The sequence below is a fragment of the Rhodococcus sp. APC 3903 genome (assembly GCF_030407755.1).
GTDB lineage: Bacteria > Actinomycetota > Actinomycetes > Mycobacteriales > Mycobacteriaceae > Rhodococcus_F > Rhodococcus_F erythropolis.
This window is the reverse complement of the sequence record NZ_JASDCV010000005.1, coordinates 229,640-244,658: the sequence shown is the minus strand read 5'-3', so window position 1 is coordinate 244,658 and position 15,019 is coordinate 229,640. Positions and strand designations below refer to the sequence as shown.

At 62.4% G+C, this 15,019-nt stretch carries 16 protein-coding genes; 7 read left to right on the top strand and 9 right to left on the bottom strand.

Annotated features, from left to right (window positions below; all coding sequences use genetic code 11):
- The first annotated feature begins 130 nt into the window (after positions 1 to 130).
- The 3 genes from gap to tpiA are packed head-to-tail and all read left to right on the top strand — an operon-like array spanning position 131 to position 3,171.
- Positions 131 to 1,150, top strand: coding sequence for a type I glyceraldehyde-3-phosphate dehydrogenase (gap, locus tag QMA15_RS09445; RefSeq protein ID WP_003944851.1), 1,020 nt, complete (start codon positions 131 to 133; stop codon positions 1,148 to 1,150).
- Positions 1,151 to 1,167: 17 nt separating this feature from the next.
- The gene (locus QMA15_RS09440; RefSeq protein ID WP_279163863.1) at positions 1,168 to 2,379 is read left to right on the top strand and encodes a phosphoglycerate kinase; all 1,212 of its coding nucleotides are present in this window, start codon (positions 1,168 to 1,170) and stop codon (positions 2,377 to 2,379) included.
- 6 nt (positions 2,380 to 2,385) lie between these two features.
- Positions 2,386 to 3,171, top strand: a complete 786-nt coding sequence (tpiA, locus tag QMA15_RS09435; RefSeq protein ID WP_019748390.1) for a triose-phosphate isomerase — start codon at positions 2,386 to 2,388, stop codon at positions 3,169 to 3,171.
- 125 nt (positions 3,172 to 3,296) lie between these two features.
- On the opposite strand, the gene QMA15_RS09430 is transcribed toward tpiA, so the two are convergent.
- The gene (locus QMA15_RS09430) at positions 3,297 to 4,097 is read right to left on the bottom strand and encodes a tyrosine-protein phosphatase (RefSeq protein WP_256064579.1); all 801 of its coding nucleotides are present in this window, start codon (positions 4,095 to 4,097) and stop codon (positions 3,297 to 3,299) included.
- A 209-nt stretch (positions 4,098 to 4,306) separates the two neighbouring features.
- Between QMA15_RS09430 and secG the strand changes: the two genes are divergently transcribed.
- The 3 genes from secG (at position 4,307) to QMA15_RS09415 (ending at position 8,308) form a co-directional block, all read left to right on the top strand.
- Positions 4,307 to 4,540 (top strand): preprotein translocase subunit SecG, encoded by a 234-nt coding sequence (gene secG / locus QMA15_RS09425; RefSeq protein ID WP_003944946.1) that lies wholly within the window; start codon positions 4,307 to 4,309, stop codon positions 4,538 to 4,540.
- 103 nt (positions 4,541 to 4,643) lie between these two features.
- Positions 4,644 to 7,418 (top strand): phosphoenolpyruvate carboxylase, encoded by a 2,775-nt coding sequence (ppc, locus tag QMA15_RS09420; RefSeq protein ID WP_020969589.1) that lies wholly within the window; start codon positions 4,644 to 4,646, stop codon positions 7,416 to 7,418.
- 104 nt (positions 7,419 to 7,522) lie between these two features.
- On the top strand, positions 7,523 to 8,308 hold the full coding sequence (locus QMA15_RS09415; protein ID WP_021344228.1) for an oxidoreductase: 786 nt from the start codon (positions 7,523 to 7,525) through the stop codon (positions 8,306 to 8,308).
- On the opposite strand, the gene QMA15_RS09410 is transcribed toward QMA15_RS09415, so the two are convergent.
- The 4 genes from QMA15_RS09410 to QMA15_RS09395 form a co-directional block, all read right to left on the bottom strand.
- A complete protein-coding gene (locus QMA15_RS09410) occupies positions 8,295 to 8,807 on the bottom strand; it encodes a hypothetical protein (RefSeq protein WP_279163864.1) in 513 nt (170 codons plus the stop codon). The genes QMA15_RS09415 and QMA15_RS09410 overlap by 14 nt on opposite strands.
- Before the next feature lie 121 nt (positions 8,808 to 8,928).
- Positions 8,929 to 9,249, bottom strand: a complete 321-nt coding sequence (locus tag QMA15_RS09405; protein WP_019748395.1) for a TfoX/Sxy family protein — start codon at positions 9,247 to 9,249, stop codon at positions 8,929 to 8,931.
- A gap of 27 nt (positions 9,250 to 9,276) precedes the next feature.
- Positions 9,277 to 9,999, bottom strand: a complete 723-nt coding sequence (locus tag QMA15_RS09400; protein WP_279163865.1) for an AAA family ATPase — start codon at positions 9,997 to 9,999, stop codon at positions 9,277 to 9,279.
- Between the two features lie 32 nt (positions 10,000 to 10,031).
- Positions 10,032 to 10,376 (bottom strand): DUF1801 domain-containing protein, encoded by a 345-nt coding sequence (locus QMA15_RS09395; RefSeq protein ID WP_042951871.1) that lies wholly within the window; start codon positions 10,374 to 10,376, stop codon positions 10,032 to 10,034.
- Between the two features lie 67 nt (positions 10,377 to 10,443).
- On the opposite strand from QMA15_RS09395, the gene QMA15_RS09390 reads away from it, so the two are divergent.
- Entirely contained in the window at positions 10,444 to 10,572 is a 129-nt protein-coding gene (locus QMA15_RS09390; protein WP_003944934.1) for a hypothetical protein, read from the top strand.
- A 10-nt stretch (positions 10,573 to 10,582) separates the two neighbouring features.
- Here QMA15_RS09390 and QMA15_RS09385 read toward each other — a convergent pair whose 3' ends face one another.
- The 4 genes from QMA15_RS09385 to zwf all read right to left on the bottom strand — a co-directional run bounded on the left by QMA15_RS09385 (position 10,583) and on the right by zwf (position 15,015).
- Positions 10,583 to 11,506 carry an SDR family oxidoreductase gene (locus tag QMA15_RS09385; protein WP_042951873.1) on the bottom strand — a complete coding sequence of 308 codons (924 nt, stop codon included), beginning with the start codon at positions 11,504 to 11,506 and terminating at the stop codon, positions 10,583 to 10,585.
- A gap of 326 nt (positions 11,507 to 11,832) precedes the next feature.
- A complete protein-coding gene (gene pgl, locus QMA15_RS09380) occupies positions 11,833 to 12,570 on the bottom strand; it encodes a 6-phosphogluconolactonase (RefSeq protein WP_020907720.1) in 738 nt (245 codons plus the stop codon).
- On the bottom strand, positions 12,563 to 13,471 hold the full coding sequence (gene opcA, locus QMA15_RS09375; RefSeq protein ID WP_019748400.1) for a glucose-6-phosphate dehydrogenase assembly protein OpcA: 909 nt from the start codon (positions 13,469 to 13,471) through the stop codon (positions 12,563 to 12,565). The genes pgl and opcA overlap by 8 nt, the downstream gene beginning before the upstream one ends.
- The gene (zwf, locus tag QMA15_RS09370; protein ID WP_020907722.1) at positions 13,471 to 15,015 is read right to left on the bottom strand and encodes a glucose-6-phosphate dehydrogenase; all 1,545 of its coding nucleotides are present in this window, start codon (positions 15,013 to 15,015) and stop codon (positions 13,471 to 13,473) included. The genes opcA and zwf overlap by 1 nt, the downstream gene beginning before the upstream one ends.
- Positions 15,016 to 15,019: the final 4 nt, after the last annotated feature.

Below are 15,019 nucleotides of genomic sequence, written 5' to 3'. Positions count from 1 at the left end.
CGTTCGGGCCACGCGCATTAGGGTATGAGTCACATCGACCGATGAACCCCACGTCCGCGTCGTGCACACACGGATTCGGAGTATGCGTGGGTCAAGTTGCACACCAGAATCATGGTCAAAGGAGCGAATTGTGACTGTCCGGGTTGGCGTAAACGGTTTCGGCCGTATCGGACGTAACTTCTTCAGGGCGGTGGATGCGCAGAAGGCGCTCGGAACCACCGATATCGAGATCGTGGCAGTCAACGACCTGACTGACAACGCGACGCTCGCTCACCTGCTGAAGTACGACTCCATCCTCGGCCGTTTGCCGTACGACGTGTCGCTCGACGGTGACGACACGATCGTCGTCGGCGATCAGCGCATCAAGGCCCTCGCACACCGCGGCCCGTTGAACGAGCTTCCCTGGGGCGAGCTGGGCGTCGACGTCGTCGTCGAGTCCACCGGCATCTTCACCGACGCCGCAAAGGCCAAGGGACACCTCGAAGCCGGCGCCAAGAAGGTCATCATCTCGGCTCCGGCCAAGGGTGAAGACATCACCATCGTCATGGGCGTCAACGACGACAAGTACGACGGCAGCCAGAACATCATCTCCAACGCGTCGTGCACCACCAACTGCCTCGGCCCCATCGCCAAGGTTCTCGACGACGAGTTCGGCATCGTCAAGGGTCTGATGACCACGATCCACGCGTACACCCAGGATCAGAACCTGCAGGACGCTCCGCACGCAGACCTCCGTCGCGCCCGCGCAGCTGCCCTCAACATCGTTCCCACCGGCACCGGTGCAGCCAAGGCAATCGGCCTGGTTCTCCCGCAGCTGCTCGGCAAGCTCGACGGCTACGCACTGCGCGTGCCGATCCCCACGGGCTCGGTCACCGACCTCACCGCGAACCTGAAGAAGTCGGCTACCGCCGACGAGATCAACGCCGCGATGAAGGCCGCTGCCGAAGGACCCCTCAAGGGCATCCTGAAGTACACCGACGCACCGATCGTCTCCTCGGACATCGTCACCGACCCGCACTCGTCGATCTTCGACTCGGGTCTGACGAAGGTCATCGACGACCAGGTCAAGATCGTTTCCTGGTACGACAACGAGTGGGGCTACTCCAACCGCCTCGCCGACCTCATCGGCCTCGTCGCCAAGTCTCTCTGAGCGGAGTTTCGATAACAGTGGCAGTTCAGACGCTGAAGGATCTGCTGGACGCTGGGGTCGAGGGGCGCACCGTACTGGTGCGTTCCGACCTCAACGTCCCGTTGGATGGCGGAGAAATCACGGACCCGGGCCGCATCGTCGCGTCCGCTCCCACCCTGCGGGCACTTGCCGAGGGTGGAGCGAAGGTCATCGTGACCGCGCACCTCGGGCGCCCCGACGGTCAGCCCGATCCCAAGTTCTCCCTCGCACCGGTTGCTGCGAAGTTGGCCGAAATCCTCGGTCGCAACGTGCAACTCGCCGGTGACGTCGTGGGACAGGACGCGCTGGCTCGTTCCGAAGGACTCACCGATGGTGACGTCCTGATGCTCGAGAACATCCGTTTCGACCCTCGCGAGACCAGCACGGACGAAGCCGAGCGGGTCAAGCTCGCCAAGGCTCTCGTCGAGCTGGTCGGTGACGACGGCGCATTCGTCTCCGACGGATTCGGTGTTGTTCACCGTAAGCAAGCGTCGGTCTTCGACGTCGCGAAGCTGCTCCCGCATTACGCCGGTTACCTGGTCGGCGCCGAGGTCGAGGTGCTCGCCAAGCTCACGCAGGACGCTGCGCGTCCGTACGCGGTGGTGCTCGGTGGCTCGAAGGTCTCGGACAAGCTGGCCGTCATCGAGGCACTGGCACCGAAGGTCGACACTCTGGTGATCGGCGGCGGAATGTTCTACACGTTCCTCGCGGCTCAGGGTGTCTCCGTGGGCAATTCGCTGTGCGAAGAGTCCATGATCGAGACCTGCAAGGGTCTCCTCGACCGGTACGCCGACGTCATCCACATCCCTCAGGATGTTGTCGTCGCGGACTCCTTCTCGGCCGATGCCGAGTCGAAGATCGTTCCGTTCGACAAGATTCCCGACGGCTGGATGGGACTGGACATCGGACCGGAGTCGGTCAAGCGCTTTGCCGCGATCCTGACCGGCGCCAAGACGGTGTTCTGGAACGGCCCGATGGGCGTGTTCGAGTTCCCGAAGTTCGAGGCAGGCACCCGCGGTGTCGCCGAGGCAATCGTGGAGGCAACCGAGAAGGGCGCCTTCAGCGTCGTCGGTGGCGGCGACTCTGCAGCAGCCGTTCGTCAGCTCGGTATCCCGGACGAGGGCTTCTCGCACATTTCCACCGGTGGTGGCGCTTCCCTCGAGTACCTCGAGGGCAAAGAGCTGCCTGGCATCGCAGTACTGGAAGGCTGATCCGACATGGCACGTAAGCCGTTGATCGCCGGCAACTGGAAGATGAATCTGAACCACCTCGAGGCTATCGCCCTGGTGCAGAAGATCGCTTTCTCCTTGCCTGCGAAGTACTTCGACAAAGTGGACGTCACGGTCATCCCGCCGTTCACCGACATCCGTAGCGTCCAGACGCTGATCGAGGGCGACAAGCTCCTCCTCACGTACGGCGCGCAGGATGTCTCGGCTCAGGACTCGGGTGCGTTCACGGGTGAGATCAGCGGCTCCATGCTGGCCAAGCTCGGATGCACCTTCGTCGTGGTCGGCCACTCGGAGCGTCGCACCCTTCACGGTGAGACCAACGAGACCGTCCTCGCCAAGACCAAGGCCGCTCTCAAGAACGGCCTCACGCCGATCGTGTGCATCGGTGAAGGTCTCGAGATCCGCGAAGCGGGCGATCACGTTGCCTACAACGTCGACCAGCTCAAGGGTTCGTTGGCGGGCCTGAGCGCGGAGGAGATCTCCAAGATCGTCATCGCGTACGAACCTGTTTGGGCCATCGGCACCGGCCGGGTCGCTTCTGCCGCCGATGCACAGGAAGTGTGCGCTGCGGTACGAGCAACAGTTGCCGAACTTGCCGACGCCGAGGTCGCAGCCGGCGTTCGCGTTCTGTACGGCGGCAGCGTCAGCTCCAAGAACGTCGGAGAGATCGTCGGCCAGACTGACGTCGACGGCGCTCTGGTCGGCGGCGCGTCGCTCAAGGCTGACGAGTTCGCGACACTGTCTGCGATCGCTGCAGGCGGTCCACTCCCGTGATGTGATCGGGTAGTGAGCTGGAAACTGCAGGACACTGTCACTGCATGACACTGAACTGCAAGACACTGAACTGCGGGCGTGTGACCGAGTAGGTCACACGCCCGCAGTTTTTTGATTCGCCGGATTCAGCTCACGAGTTTGGTTTCCAAAGCGCCGACGAGTTCGGGAGCAAGGTCCAACCCGGTGGTCAGATAGTTCTCGACGGTCCCGTAGTGGTGCTCCACCTGCTCGAAGGCAGCGCCCAGGTAACTTGCGTCGACGGACAGCAGCAACCGGATCACCTCGCCCTTGTCTGCATCTGTGGCGGCGGCGATCGTTGCGACCGTCGCATCGATGTACTCGGCCGAGTACGTATTCGTGAGCAGGTAGTCCGCCATGATCGTTTCGCGCGGTACACCGGCGAGTGTCTGCAGTAGTGCTGCTGCCCAGCCTGTTCGGTCCTTGCCTGCCGTGCAGTGGAAGAGTTGCGGCCCGGCGGTAGTGGCCAGGGCGGCGAACAACTGCGAGAATCCGCTGCGAGTGACGGGGTCTGCGACAAAGCTGCGATTGATGTTCTGCATGAAAGCTGTTGCAGCGTCCGCTGTTCGGAGAGCCATCGCTTCGGCGTGGATGTTGCCGGACAGGATGGGAATGTGGGCGTACATCGCTGGCGCAGGCACGGTGTCGGGAGTTTCGTTCGCTTCGGTTTCGGAGCGCACGTCGTAGACGGCGGTCAGCCCCAGCGATTCCACGATTGCAAGATCCTCAGGCGAGGGCGTCAGCACGTTTGCGCGGTAGAAAACTCCGCGGCTCATCGCCTGTCCGCTGGTCGTGACGTACCCGGGGCCGGCCACGTCGCGGAAGTTGTGAATCGAAGCCAGACGTGGTGTGTCAGGCAAGGGTATGTCGGGCAGGGCAGTGTCGGGCAGGGCAGTGTCGGAAAGCATGGAGCCGGCCTTTCGGAGGTAGAGTCGCGTCAACTGAAAAACTACTGAATCGGTATCTCGACAGTGTGATCGATGCCACTGACCAAGAGTCGTGCCTGGCCGGGTGCAAAGTCATGTGCGAGACGGGTATGTGGTCAGGCTATCTGTGCGCGCCTGTATGGTGTTATCGGTTGTAGTTGTCCCTATTGGATTGGTGGACGTAGACAGACATGAAACTGTTCCTGGATATCCTGCTGGTCATCACCAGCTTGCTCCTCATCGCCTTGGTGCTCCTGCACCGCGGTAAGGGCGGCGGTTTGTCGAGTCTGTTCGGTGGCGGTGTTCAGTCCAGCCTGTCCGGATCGACTGTTGTCGAGAAGAACCTCGACCGGTTGACGGTCTTCACCGCGTTGATCTGGCTCATCTCGATCGTCGGCATCGGCCTGGAGATCAAGTTCGCCTGATTCTCGGCTCATGACTTGCAGCCGGTAGTTTTTCACACACGAATTTCAGACACGGAACCCCGCCTATCGAGCGGGGTTCTTTGTTTCGGTCGATAATTGAGTGATGACTGAAACCGCGTCGCATCGAGAAACACCGCGAGAGGCCACCGAGCCGCTGCGCGAAGACATCCGGCTTCTCGGCGGAATACTCGGACAAATAGTGCGAGAGCAAGCCGGCGACAATGTTTTCGATCTGGTCGAGCGAGCTCGTGTCGAGTCGTTCCGAGTCCGTCGGTCGGAGATCGACCGCGCCGAACTGGTGTCGCTGTTCGCCGAAATCAGTACGGACGACGCCATTCCCGTCATTCGTGCGTTCAGTCACTTCGCGCTGCTCGCCAACCTGGCCGAGGACATCCACCGCGAGCGTCGACGGGCCATCCACGTCAACGCGGGTGAACCGCCCCGCGACAGCACTCTCGCCGCCACGTACACCAAACTCGATGCAGCCGATATCGATTCGGCTACCGTCGAAGAAGCGCTGCGGGGCGCCCTGGTCTCACCCGTCATCACCGCTCACCCGACGGAGACTCGACGCCGCACGGTGTTCGAGACGCAGAGTCGGATCACCGAGTTGATGCGATACCGCGAGCGCACGGCGCTGAGCGTCGCAGAAACCGCTGATGTCGATCTGCAATTGCGCCGTCAAATCTTGACCCTGTGGCAGACGGCTCTGATCCGGCTCAGCCGCCTCCGTATCCAGGATGAAATCGAGGTAGGCCTGCGCTACTACGACGCGGCGTTGTTCGAGGTGATTCCGAAGATCAATGCCGAGGTCCGCAAAGCTCTACGCACGCGTTGGCCGGACGCCGGGCTCCTGCCGGAACCGATCCTGAGGCCGGGTTCGTGGATTGGCGGTGACCGGGACGGCAATCCGTACGTGACCGGCGAAATCGTCCAGCGCGCCACGTCGCGCGCTGCGGCGACTGCTCTCGAGCATCATCTCGAGGAACTCGAACATCTCGAGCGTGAACTGTCGATGTCGGCGCGGCTGGTGTCCGTCACGCCCGAACTCGATCTGCTGGCGTCTACCTCCGGCGACGATTCTGCATTCCGGGCCGACGAGCCGTACCGTCGCGCGATTCGCGGCATCCGCGGGCGATTGAGCGCAACCGCACTGACGGTGCTGGGGGAGTTGCCCGCCCACGGCTCCGACGACGGACTCGAGGCGTACACCGACCCGGCACAGCTGCAGCGGGATCTCGGAATCATCGACACCTCGTTGCGTCGTTTCGGCGACGAGACCATCGCCGACGATCGACTCGATCGGCTCCGAGAAGCGGTGGAGGTGTTCGGCTTTCACCTGTCCGGTCTGGACATGCGGCAGAACTCCGAGGTACACGAAAGCGTCGTCGCAGAACTTCTGGCGTGGGCCGGAGTTCACCCGGACTACACGTCCTTGCCGGAAGCCGATCGAGTCGAACTGCTGTCGGCCGAGTTGACGACGCGGCGACCACTGACTTCGCCGGACGCCGAGTTCAGCGAATTGACCACCAAGGAACTGGCCATCATGGCGGCCGGCGCCAAGGCAGTGCGGGTTCTCGGAGCGGGCGCAGTACCCAACTACATCATCAGCATGTGTACCTCGGTCAGCGACATGCTCGAAGCTGCGGTGCTGCTCAAAGAGGTTGGGGTGCTCGATCCGGGCGTCGGTAGCGAGCCCTCCTGCCCGATCGGAATCGTCCCGTTGTTCGAGACGATCGAGGATCTGCAGGGCGGCGCCGACACATTGCTGGCGACGCTCGACATCCCGATCTATCGTGCGATCGTCCGTTCTCGCGGTGACAGTCAGGAAGTGATGCTCGGGTACTCCGACTCGAACAAAGACGGCGGGTACCTGGCCGCCAACTGGGCGCTGTACCGTGCCGAACTCGACCTCGTCGATGCCGCGCGTAAGAGCGGAATCAGGTTGAGGCTCTTCCACGGCCGCGGCGGAACCGTCGGACGTGGCGGCGGACCGAGCTACGAAGCGATTCTCGCGCAGCCCCCCGGCGCAGTCGCTGGTTCTCTGCGAATCACCGAGCAGGGTGAGGTGATTGCGGCCAAGTACGCCGAACCGCGTCTGGCGCACCGCAACCTCGAAACACTCATCGCCGCGACTATCGAGTCGACGTTGCTCGACGTCGAAGGTCTTGGCAGCGACGCAGATGCGGCCTACGCGGTGTTGGACGAGTTGGCGGCACTCGCCCGCACCGCGTACAGCGAATTGGTGCACGACACACCAGGATTCGTGCAGTACTTCGAAGCGTCGACACCGGTCGCCGAGATCGGAGCACTCAATATCGGCTCTCGTCCGGCCTCTCGCAAGCAGACCAAGGCGATTTCCGATCTGCGTGCCATTCCCTGGGTGCTCTCGTGGAGTCAGTCTCGCGTGATGCTTCCGGGTTGGTACGGAACCGGCGCCGCGTTCGAAAGATGGATAGACGGAGACGACACTCGGCTTGCCACGTTGACGGGCCTGTACGAGAAGTGGCCGTTCTTCCGAACCGTGCTCTCGAACATGGCCATGGTGATGTCGAAGTCTGATCTCGGTTTGGCGGCCCGCTACGCGGACCTCGTGCCCGACGCCGAACTGCGCGATCGAGTCTTCGGAATGATCACCGACGAGCACGAACGCACAATTCGCATGTACAAGGCAATCACAGGCAACGAGAACCTCTTTGCCGACAACTCGGGACTCGAGCGTTCGGTTCACAACCGGTTCCCGTACCTCGAACCTCTCAACCATCTACAGGTCGAGCTGATCCGTCGGTACCGTTCCGGCGACGAGAGCGATCAGGTGCGTCGGGGTATCCAGCTGACGATGAACGGCCTGGCCACTGCGCTTCGTAACAGTGGCTAGGTAACAGCGGCTGGTTCTGCAGGTTTACCAGGGTGTGCGTGCGGCGACTCTAGAGCTGTCGCACGCACACCCAACGCTGCGCACCGGACCGAACGGGGACCGCAGTGGATCTGCAATTGGACGGACGAACTGCCGTGGTTACCGGCGCGGGAAAAGGTATCGGGTTGGCGATCACTCGGGCCTTGGTGGCCGAGGGAGTCCACGTCGTCGCGGGCTCGCGGACGCTCTCGCCGGAACTCGAATCGCTGCAGTCCGGCGGCGCCGTCACCTTTGTCGGCGTCGACCTCGCGAGTGTCGAAGGATCTACCCGACTGCTCGAGGTTGCAGCAGCGAGGGGCGGCGTCGACATCTTGGTCAACAACGTCGGCGCCGTCACTCCGAGAACGAGCGGCTTCGCGGCTATCACGGACGAAGAGTGGGCGTCGTCATTCAATCTGACGTTCTTGTCGGCTGTACGCACTGTTCGCGCTGCGCTGCCGGAGTTGATCCGCCGAGGTGGCGGGAGCATCGTGACGATCAGTTCGGTCAACGCATTCTTGCCTGACCCCACGGTGATCGACTACAGCGCCGCCAAAGCGGCGTTGACCAACTTCTCGAAGTCGTTGTCGAAAGAACTGGGCGGGAAGGGGATCCGCGTCAATACCGTCAGCCCTGGTCCGGTGCAGACGGAGTTGTGGCTCGGCAAGCACGGAGTGGCCTCGACGCTGGCGAAGGCGAATGGTTCAGCCGCCGACGATATCGTCGAAAGTGCGGCCGCCGGCGCCGAGACGGGCCGCTTCACCTTTCCCGAAGAGGTAGCGGACCTGGTGTTGTTCCTCGCCAGCGATCGCGCGGGGAACGTGACGGGCGCGGATTTCGTGATCGACGGCGGGCTGATCAAGACCTTGTGATCATTGCTGCCTGAAACCTGATCATGTGCGCGACGGACGACGACATGATGCACAGGATCACTGCAGACGCGATGACCACCCACAGTCCCCACCCGATGGACGGTCCGGCGGTGTGCCCTGCGACCTCGGTACTACGTCGCACAATGGACGCGGCGTTTCCGACGGCAACGATCAAGACGGCGATTCCCACCAGCGGTCCCGTGCAGTGATTCTTCATCTCGGGCGTGACGTCTCGAACCATGAGGGTGATCAGCGCGGTTACCGAGCCCAGAGCGAGGACGAGTGTGATCACTCCGCATTCGTCGATACCACTGTGGTCGAGGGCGGAGGACGACGTCCACGGGCCGAGGCTTCCGGCGACGATCCCGGCGCACGCCCACAGCGATCCGATGAGGCTAGGTCCGAAACGGTCGGGCATGAGGGAGGGAATCGTGCGAGTCGACGGCGGCTGAAACCCGAAGGCGCGTTGGTGATCCGGCTGATTGGGTGTGAACGTCACGCGACGGACCACCTTTCCTCCGCGCCGTCGTGGCGCCCAATCCAATGCTTTTTCGGAGTCTAGGGCCGCCCACTTCACTTTTTGCCGAATCGAGCGAAATTGATCGAACCGGCAGTACCAGTCAGTGCACGAAGTCCAGAGCTTCCTTGATCCACGCATTGAACTCGACGTTCGAACTCGTCCCGGTTCGGTCGACGACGATCCATCCCTTGCTCATCGGCTTACCCCGCATCTCGGGCCAACTTGCACCCTTGTGCGTCAGGAGTTCGTCAACTCGATCGGGGTCACACCGAACCATGATGTTGCCGTGTGAGTTCGCACTGGCGGCCAGCTTCCCGTTCACCATGAAGCTCAGCCCACCGAACATCTTTACTTCTTCGACGTCGCTCTCGCCCGAGAGCGCATCGCGGATACGCTCAGCCAGCGCCTTGTCGTATGCCATGGAGGCCTCCTGGGGTGGAGTTCCAGGTTAGATCAGGTGGCGCAGGTACGTCTGCGGGTCGTGAAGGAACCGCTGCCAGTTCGAGACCAGATCGAGGTCCTCCCAGCTCGCGGCTCGGATTCCCCATTCGCCGATCTCGAGCAGATTGGCGTTCGGCAGTGCCGCGATGATCGGCGAGTGCGTCGCGATCACCGCCTGCGCGCCGGATTCCACCAGCTCACCGAGCAGCGCGACCAGCGTCAAGGTCCCTTGGAAAGAGAGTGCGGCATCGGGTTCGTCGATGAGATAGAAGCCGCCGTCGGAGGTCCTCGACGACAAGATCTCGAGCAGCGCCTCACCGTGGGAAAGGTGATGGTAAAGCGGTTCAGGTCGCCTGGGGTTGGGGTTCTCCTCCAAATACGTGTACAACCCGTGCAAGGTTTCGTCTCGGAGGTAGTACGCCCACTTCGACGCGCCGGGGCTCCGCTCGACCACAAGGTCGAGGCCGCTCGGTTCACTCGATCTGGTCTGATGTCGCGTATTGGTAGACCCGCCTTCGGCATTGAGACCGAGAACGGCGGCAAGAATTTCGATGACGGTCGACTTCCCCGCTCCGTTTTCGCCGACCAGAATGGTGACACCCGGTGGAAGTTCAAGACCGTCCCGAACGATCTGCGCAACCGCGGGCACCGTCATCGGCCAGCTGCCTACGTCAGCGCCCGACGATGTCCCGGCCTTGATGCGTCGGATGGGTTGTCTCTGCACGGCCATACGCTCTCACAAGGCTCCGACGGGAACTGAGGTTAGTGGCGCTGCGCGAGCAATTCGACGATTCGAGCCACGAGATCGAGGCGGATCGGTTTGTTCAGCGGGAACCTCACGGTTGATTTCGCAGCCCGGTACGGGTCGACGGACTTCTCGAACTCTGCGTCACCTGCGGGGAGTGGGTACATCGAGATGTGGTGTTTCCAGCCTGCGAAGTGAACCAGGTTCTTCCCATTCACCGTCATGGTCGGCATCCGATAGCTGATGGTCTCATCGAGGCCGGGAACAGTGCTGTGGATCGTCTCGCGGATGCTCCCGAGGGCTCGCTGCACGCTGGTGGGAAACGACGCGATGTATTCGTCGATCGTCGCGAATTCGGCCATGAACAGATCCTAATCGCGCTCCGACTCCCACTGGCGGCGACTTGGGGGACAAATGAGACCATTAGGTATGAAAAATCTGGAACCTTGGGAGTTCGCCGGCATGCTCACGCATCTGCGCGCCTACCTGACCAACGCAAGGCGCTTTCTGCGGGGGTGGTCTTACCGCGAGGTAGACGGCTCGTCGGAAGACCGTTGACTAGTCACGCTCAGCGTTGGTAATGCCAAAAATCGGGGCGGTTGCCGTCGGTGTCGGTGAACCCGTATTCCGTTCCGAGTTCGCCTGAACTGACCGATCGCTGATTCCATCGCTTCCGATTCGAATCGGCGGCGAGGGCGGCGATCGCACGTCCTGTGAATCTTGGTGACTCGGAGCGGGCAAAATCCGGAGGTGCAGTCGGCCCATCCCGCTCCGGCGACAAAGCGTCACGCCAATTCGATTCGCCGACACCAAAATTGTCGAGCATCATCTCCGATCGCAGGAACCCCGGAGTGATGGCGACGGCAGTACAGCCGAACGGGGCAAGTTCGTGGCCTTGCGAAAATGCAAGCCTGTTCACGGACACCTTCGCCAGGTCGTAGAACACCGAGATGCGATAGTTCGATGCGTTGTATTCGGTAGTGCCGTCGGTTATTTCGGCGACCAGTCCGCCTGGCCGATCGATCATCAGCGGCAGGAGGTGGTGCGACGTGGTGATGTGGGTGTCGATCGCCAGGCGCAGAATGTGAAAGCCCTTGTCCAGATCGTGTTCCCATACCGGCGTGTTCCACTCCGCCGGCCCACCCTTGAGTAGTTCCGCGCCCCAGATGTCATTGACCAAGATGTCGATATGTTGATAGTCGGCGCGCAAGCGTTCGGCGAGATCAGCCACTTGTTTGCTCTTGAGATGATCGACGGCAATCGGCACGCCGACGCCGCCCAGTTCGGTGACAAGCTCTGCCGTCTCCTCGATGGTTTCGCCGCGCGGATAGTCCGACTGAAGTATTCCGGCAGATGTGCTCCGGCCAGTGCAGATGACGGTTGCACCGGCCTCACCCAGGGCTGCGGCGATTCCGCGTCCGGCGCCCCTCGTCGCCCCGGCAACAACAGCCACTCGCCCGCGAAGTGCATCCGGATTCGGTGTCCACGACATTGTTCGATTGTTCTCGCCTGGATTGATTCGTTCAAGAGTGAAAGCGATCTGCGGAACCGAACCCTACTTCGCGGCGTCCAAGGTAGTAATCGCTCGAAAGAACGAGACAGGGGGAGAGATGAATCGTTGTGCAGGGCAGAGTGCCCGTTGGAGACAAGGGATCTCGGGATTGAGTTCCGTTCCGTCAAAAGGAAATTCGCATCGGATCCGGACTCAGCGGGTAGTCATGACTCGCCACTGTGAAAATGTCCTCGATGTACCACCGGGCCGGGAATCGCCTGAAGACGATTCCCGGCCCGGTGTGAAATCAGATCCGTGAAATCAGATCAGAGCTGCGAGGCAGCGTCGGTATCGAGGAACCAACGCGTCGCCACCAAACCGGTGGCGCCGGCGGACGGCCAGTCCTCGGACGAAGCACCTCCGACGGCTTCGGCAACGGCCTCGGCCTTTGCAGCACCCGAGACGAGCAGCCAGACCTCTTTGGCACGCCGAACAGCAGGCAGCGTCAGGGTGATCCGTACCGGTGGCGGCTTGGGGGAGTCCGTCACCGCGACAACGAAACGAGCTTCTTCGCGGACGGCGTCGGTATGCGGGAACAACGAGTTGACGTGTCCTTCTCCACCCATACCGAGCAGGTGCACGTCGAACGTCGGAACCTGATTGCCGTGTGCCTGAGCGCCCAGCAGTTGTTCGTACGCCGTCGCCGCCCCGTGCGGATCACCGTCGTAGATACCGTCGGAGGCGGCCATCGCATGCACCCTGTCGGGATCGACCGGCACGTGATCGAGAAGCGCCTCACGAGCCTGGACTTCGTTCCGCTCGGGATCGCCGGACGGCAGGAACCGCTCGTCGCCCCAGTACAGATCGATCTGCGACCAGTCGATGTCGCCGGGAGCGTCACGCAACTTCTCGAGAAGTGCGATCCCGGTTCCGCCACCCGTCAGAACGATGGATGCGAACCCGCGAGCCCTCTGGGCATCAACGATCGTCGTGACCAGGCGTGCGGCAGCGGCATCGACCAGTTGGCCGGCGTCGGAAAACTTCTCTACGACAACATCACTCATAGGTCACCTTCTCCAATCCAGCCAGCGCTTCTTCGTAGATCTCGTCCGGATCGAGCCGACGCAATTCCTCGGCGAGGCAATCGCGCGTCTCTCGACGACCGAGCGAGACCAGCGAGTCGGGCTGACCGGTGCGGATCAGGGTTGCGGTCGTACCCTCCTGTGGGCGGCTGATGGAGATGCTGCGAGTCTCCAGCTTCAGCTCGACGGTGAGCTCACCCGTACGTCGGATGACCGGACCGTCGATCTTGGCAGCCAACCAACCGGCGAGAATATCCAGTGCCGGTTCGGTTTTGAGACCGGAGACCACCGCTGAGGTGATCTTCTCGTGCGGCGGCTGATCGAGAGCCGACGCGAGCAGTGCGCGCCAGTAGGTGACGCGACTCCAGGCGAGATCGGTGTCACCGGCGGTGTACGACGCGAGTCGTCCCTTGATGGTGGCAGTCGGATCCGGGGCACCGGTGGCGTCGGTGATACGACGGATCGCAAGCTTTCCGACGGGGTCCTTCGCCGGAATCTCGGGTGCCTCGAGGGGCCACCACGCGACTACCGGTGTGTCGGGGAGCAGGAACGGGATGACGACGCTGCTCTCGTGGTCCGCCAGGGGACCGTAGAGGCGCAGCACCACGACCTCAGAGGCGCCGGCATCCCCACCGACGCGGATCTGAGCATCGAGCCGAGGCTCGCTCTGCTCGTCGCCACGCAGAAGCACGATGACGCGGCAGGGGTGCTCGCGGCTTGCTTCGTTGGCGGCCTCGATTGCGGCCTCGGCGTTCCCGGTGTCCCTGGTGCAGACGACAAGCGTGAGCACACGTCCCAAGGTGACAGCGCCGCCGGTCTTACGTACCTCGACCAGTTTCTTGCTGACCTGGACCGTGGTGGTGGAGGGCAAATCGAGAATCACTAGGGTCGCCTCCATTCGCGTCCGGTGCGTTGCATCATTTCGTCCGCAGACGGTGGTCCCCACGTTCCAGCCTCGTAGGGTTCCGGCTTGCCGCCGGCTGCCCAGTGTTCGAGGACGGGATCGAGGATTTCCCAAGACAATTCGACTTCGGCATTGACGGGGAAGAGAGACGGCTCGCCGAGCAACACGTCGAGGATGAGTCGCTCGTACGCCTCCGGTGACGACTCGGTGAAAGCCTGACCGTACGAGAAGTCCATGTTGACGTCACGGACTTCCATGCTCGATCCGGGAACCTTCGAGCCGAACCGCATGGTGACGCCCTCGTCAGGCTGCACGCGGATCACGAGTGCGTTCTGGCCGAGATCTTCGGTCATGGTCTTGTCGAACGGCAGGTGTGGTGCGCGCTTGAAGACCACCGCGATCTCGGTGACGCGGCGGCCGAGACGCTTGCCCGTGCGCAGGTAGAACGGCACGCCCGCCCAGCGACGGGTGTCGACCTCGAGGGTGATGGCGGCAAAGGTCTCCGTTGTGGAGTCCGCTGCGAAGCCCTCTTCTTCGAGGAGTCCGACTACCGGCAACCCGCCCTGCCAACCACCTTCGTATTGTCCGCGGGCAGTGGTCTCGTCGAGTGGTTCGGCCAGACGCGTTGCCGAAAGAACCTTGATCTTCTCCGCCTGCAGATTGAGCGGTTCGAAGCTGATGGGTTCTTCCATCGCCGTGAACGCGAGCAATTGGAGCAGGTGGTTCTGGATCACGTCACGGGCCGCGCCGATGCCGTCGTAGTACCCGGCACGGCCGCCGAGGCCGATGTCCTCGGCCATCGTGATCTGGACGTGGTCGACGTAGTGCGCGTTCCAGATCGGATCGAACAACTGGTTCGCGAAGCGCAGAGCCAGGATGTTCTGGACCGTTTCCTTGCCGAGGTAGTGGTCGATACGGAAGACCGTGTCCTCGGGGAACACCTTGTTGACGACGGCGTTCAGTTCGCGAGCGCTCTCGAGGTCGTGACCGAACGGCTTCTCGATGACAACTCGTCGCCACTGACCGTCCTCGGCCTGCGCGAGGCCCGACGCCGACAGTTGCTCGAGCACCTGAGGAAACGCGTTGGGCGGAATCGCAAGGTAGAACCCGTGATTGCCGCCGATACCACGTTCGTTGTCGAGCGTGGCCAACGTCTCGGACAGGTTCTGGAAGGCCTCGGCCTCGTCGAAACTGCCCTCCACGAACCGGATACCTTCGGCGAGCCTCTCCCAGACGTCCTGACGGAACTTGGTGCGAGCACCGTCCTTGACTGCTTCGAGGACGACGTTCGCGAAGTCCTCGTCCGTCCATTCACGCCGGGCGAACCCGACCAGAGCGAATCCGGGCGGCAACAGTCCACGGTTGGCGAGGTCGTAGATGGCTGGCATGAGCTTGCGCCTGGCGAGGTCGCCGGTAACGCCGAAGATCACCAGGGCACAGGGCCCCGCAATGTGCGGAAGCCGTTTGTCGGTGCTGTCCCGAAGGGGATTCACCCAATCTGATGCCGCCGCGGAATCGCTCACAGGC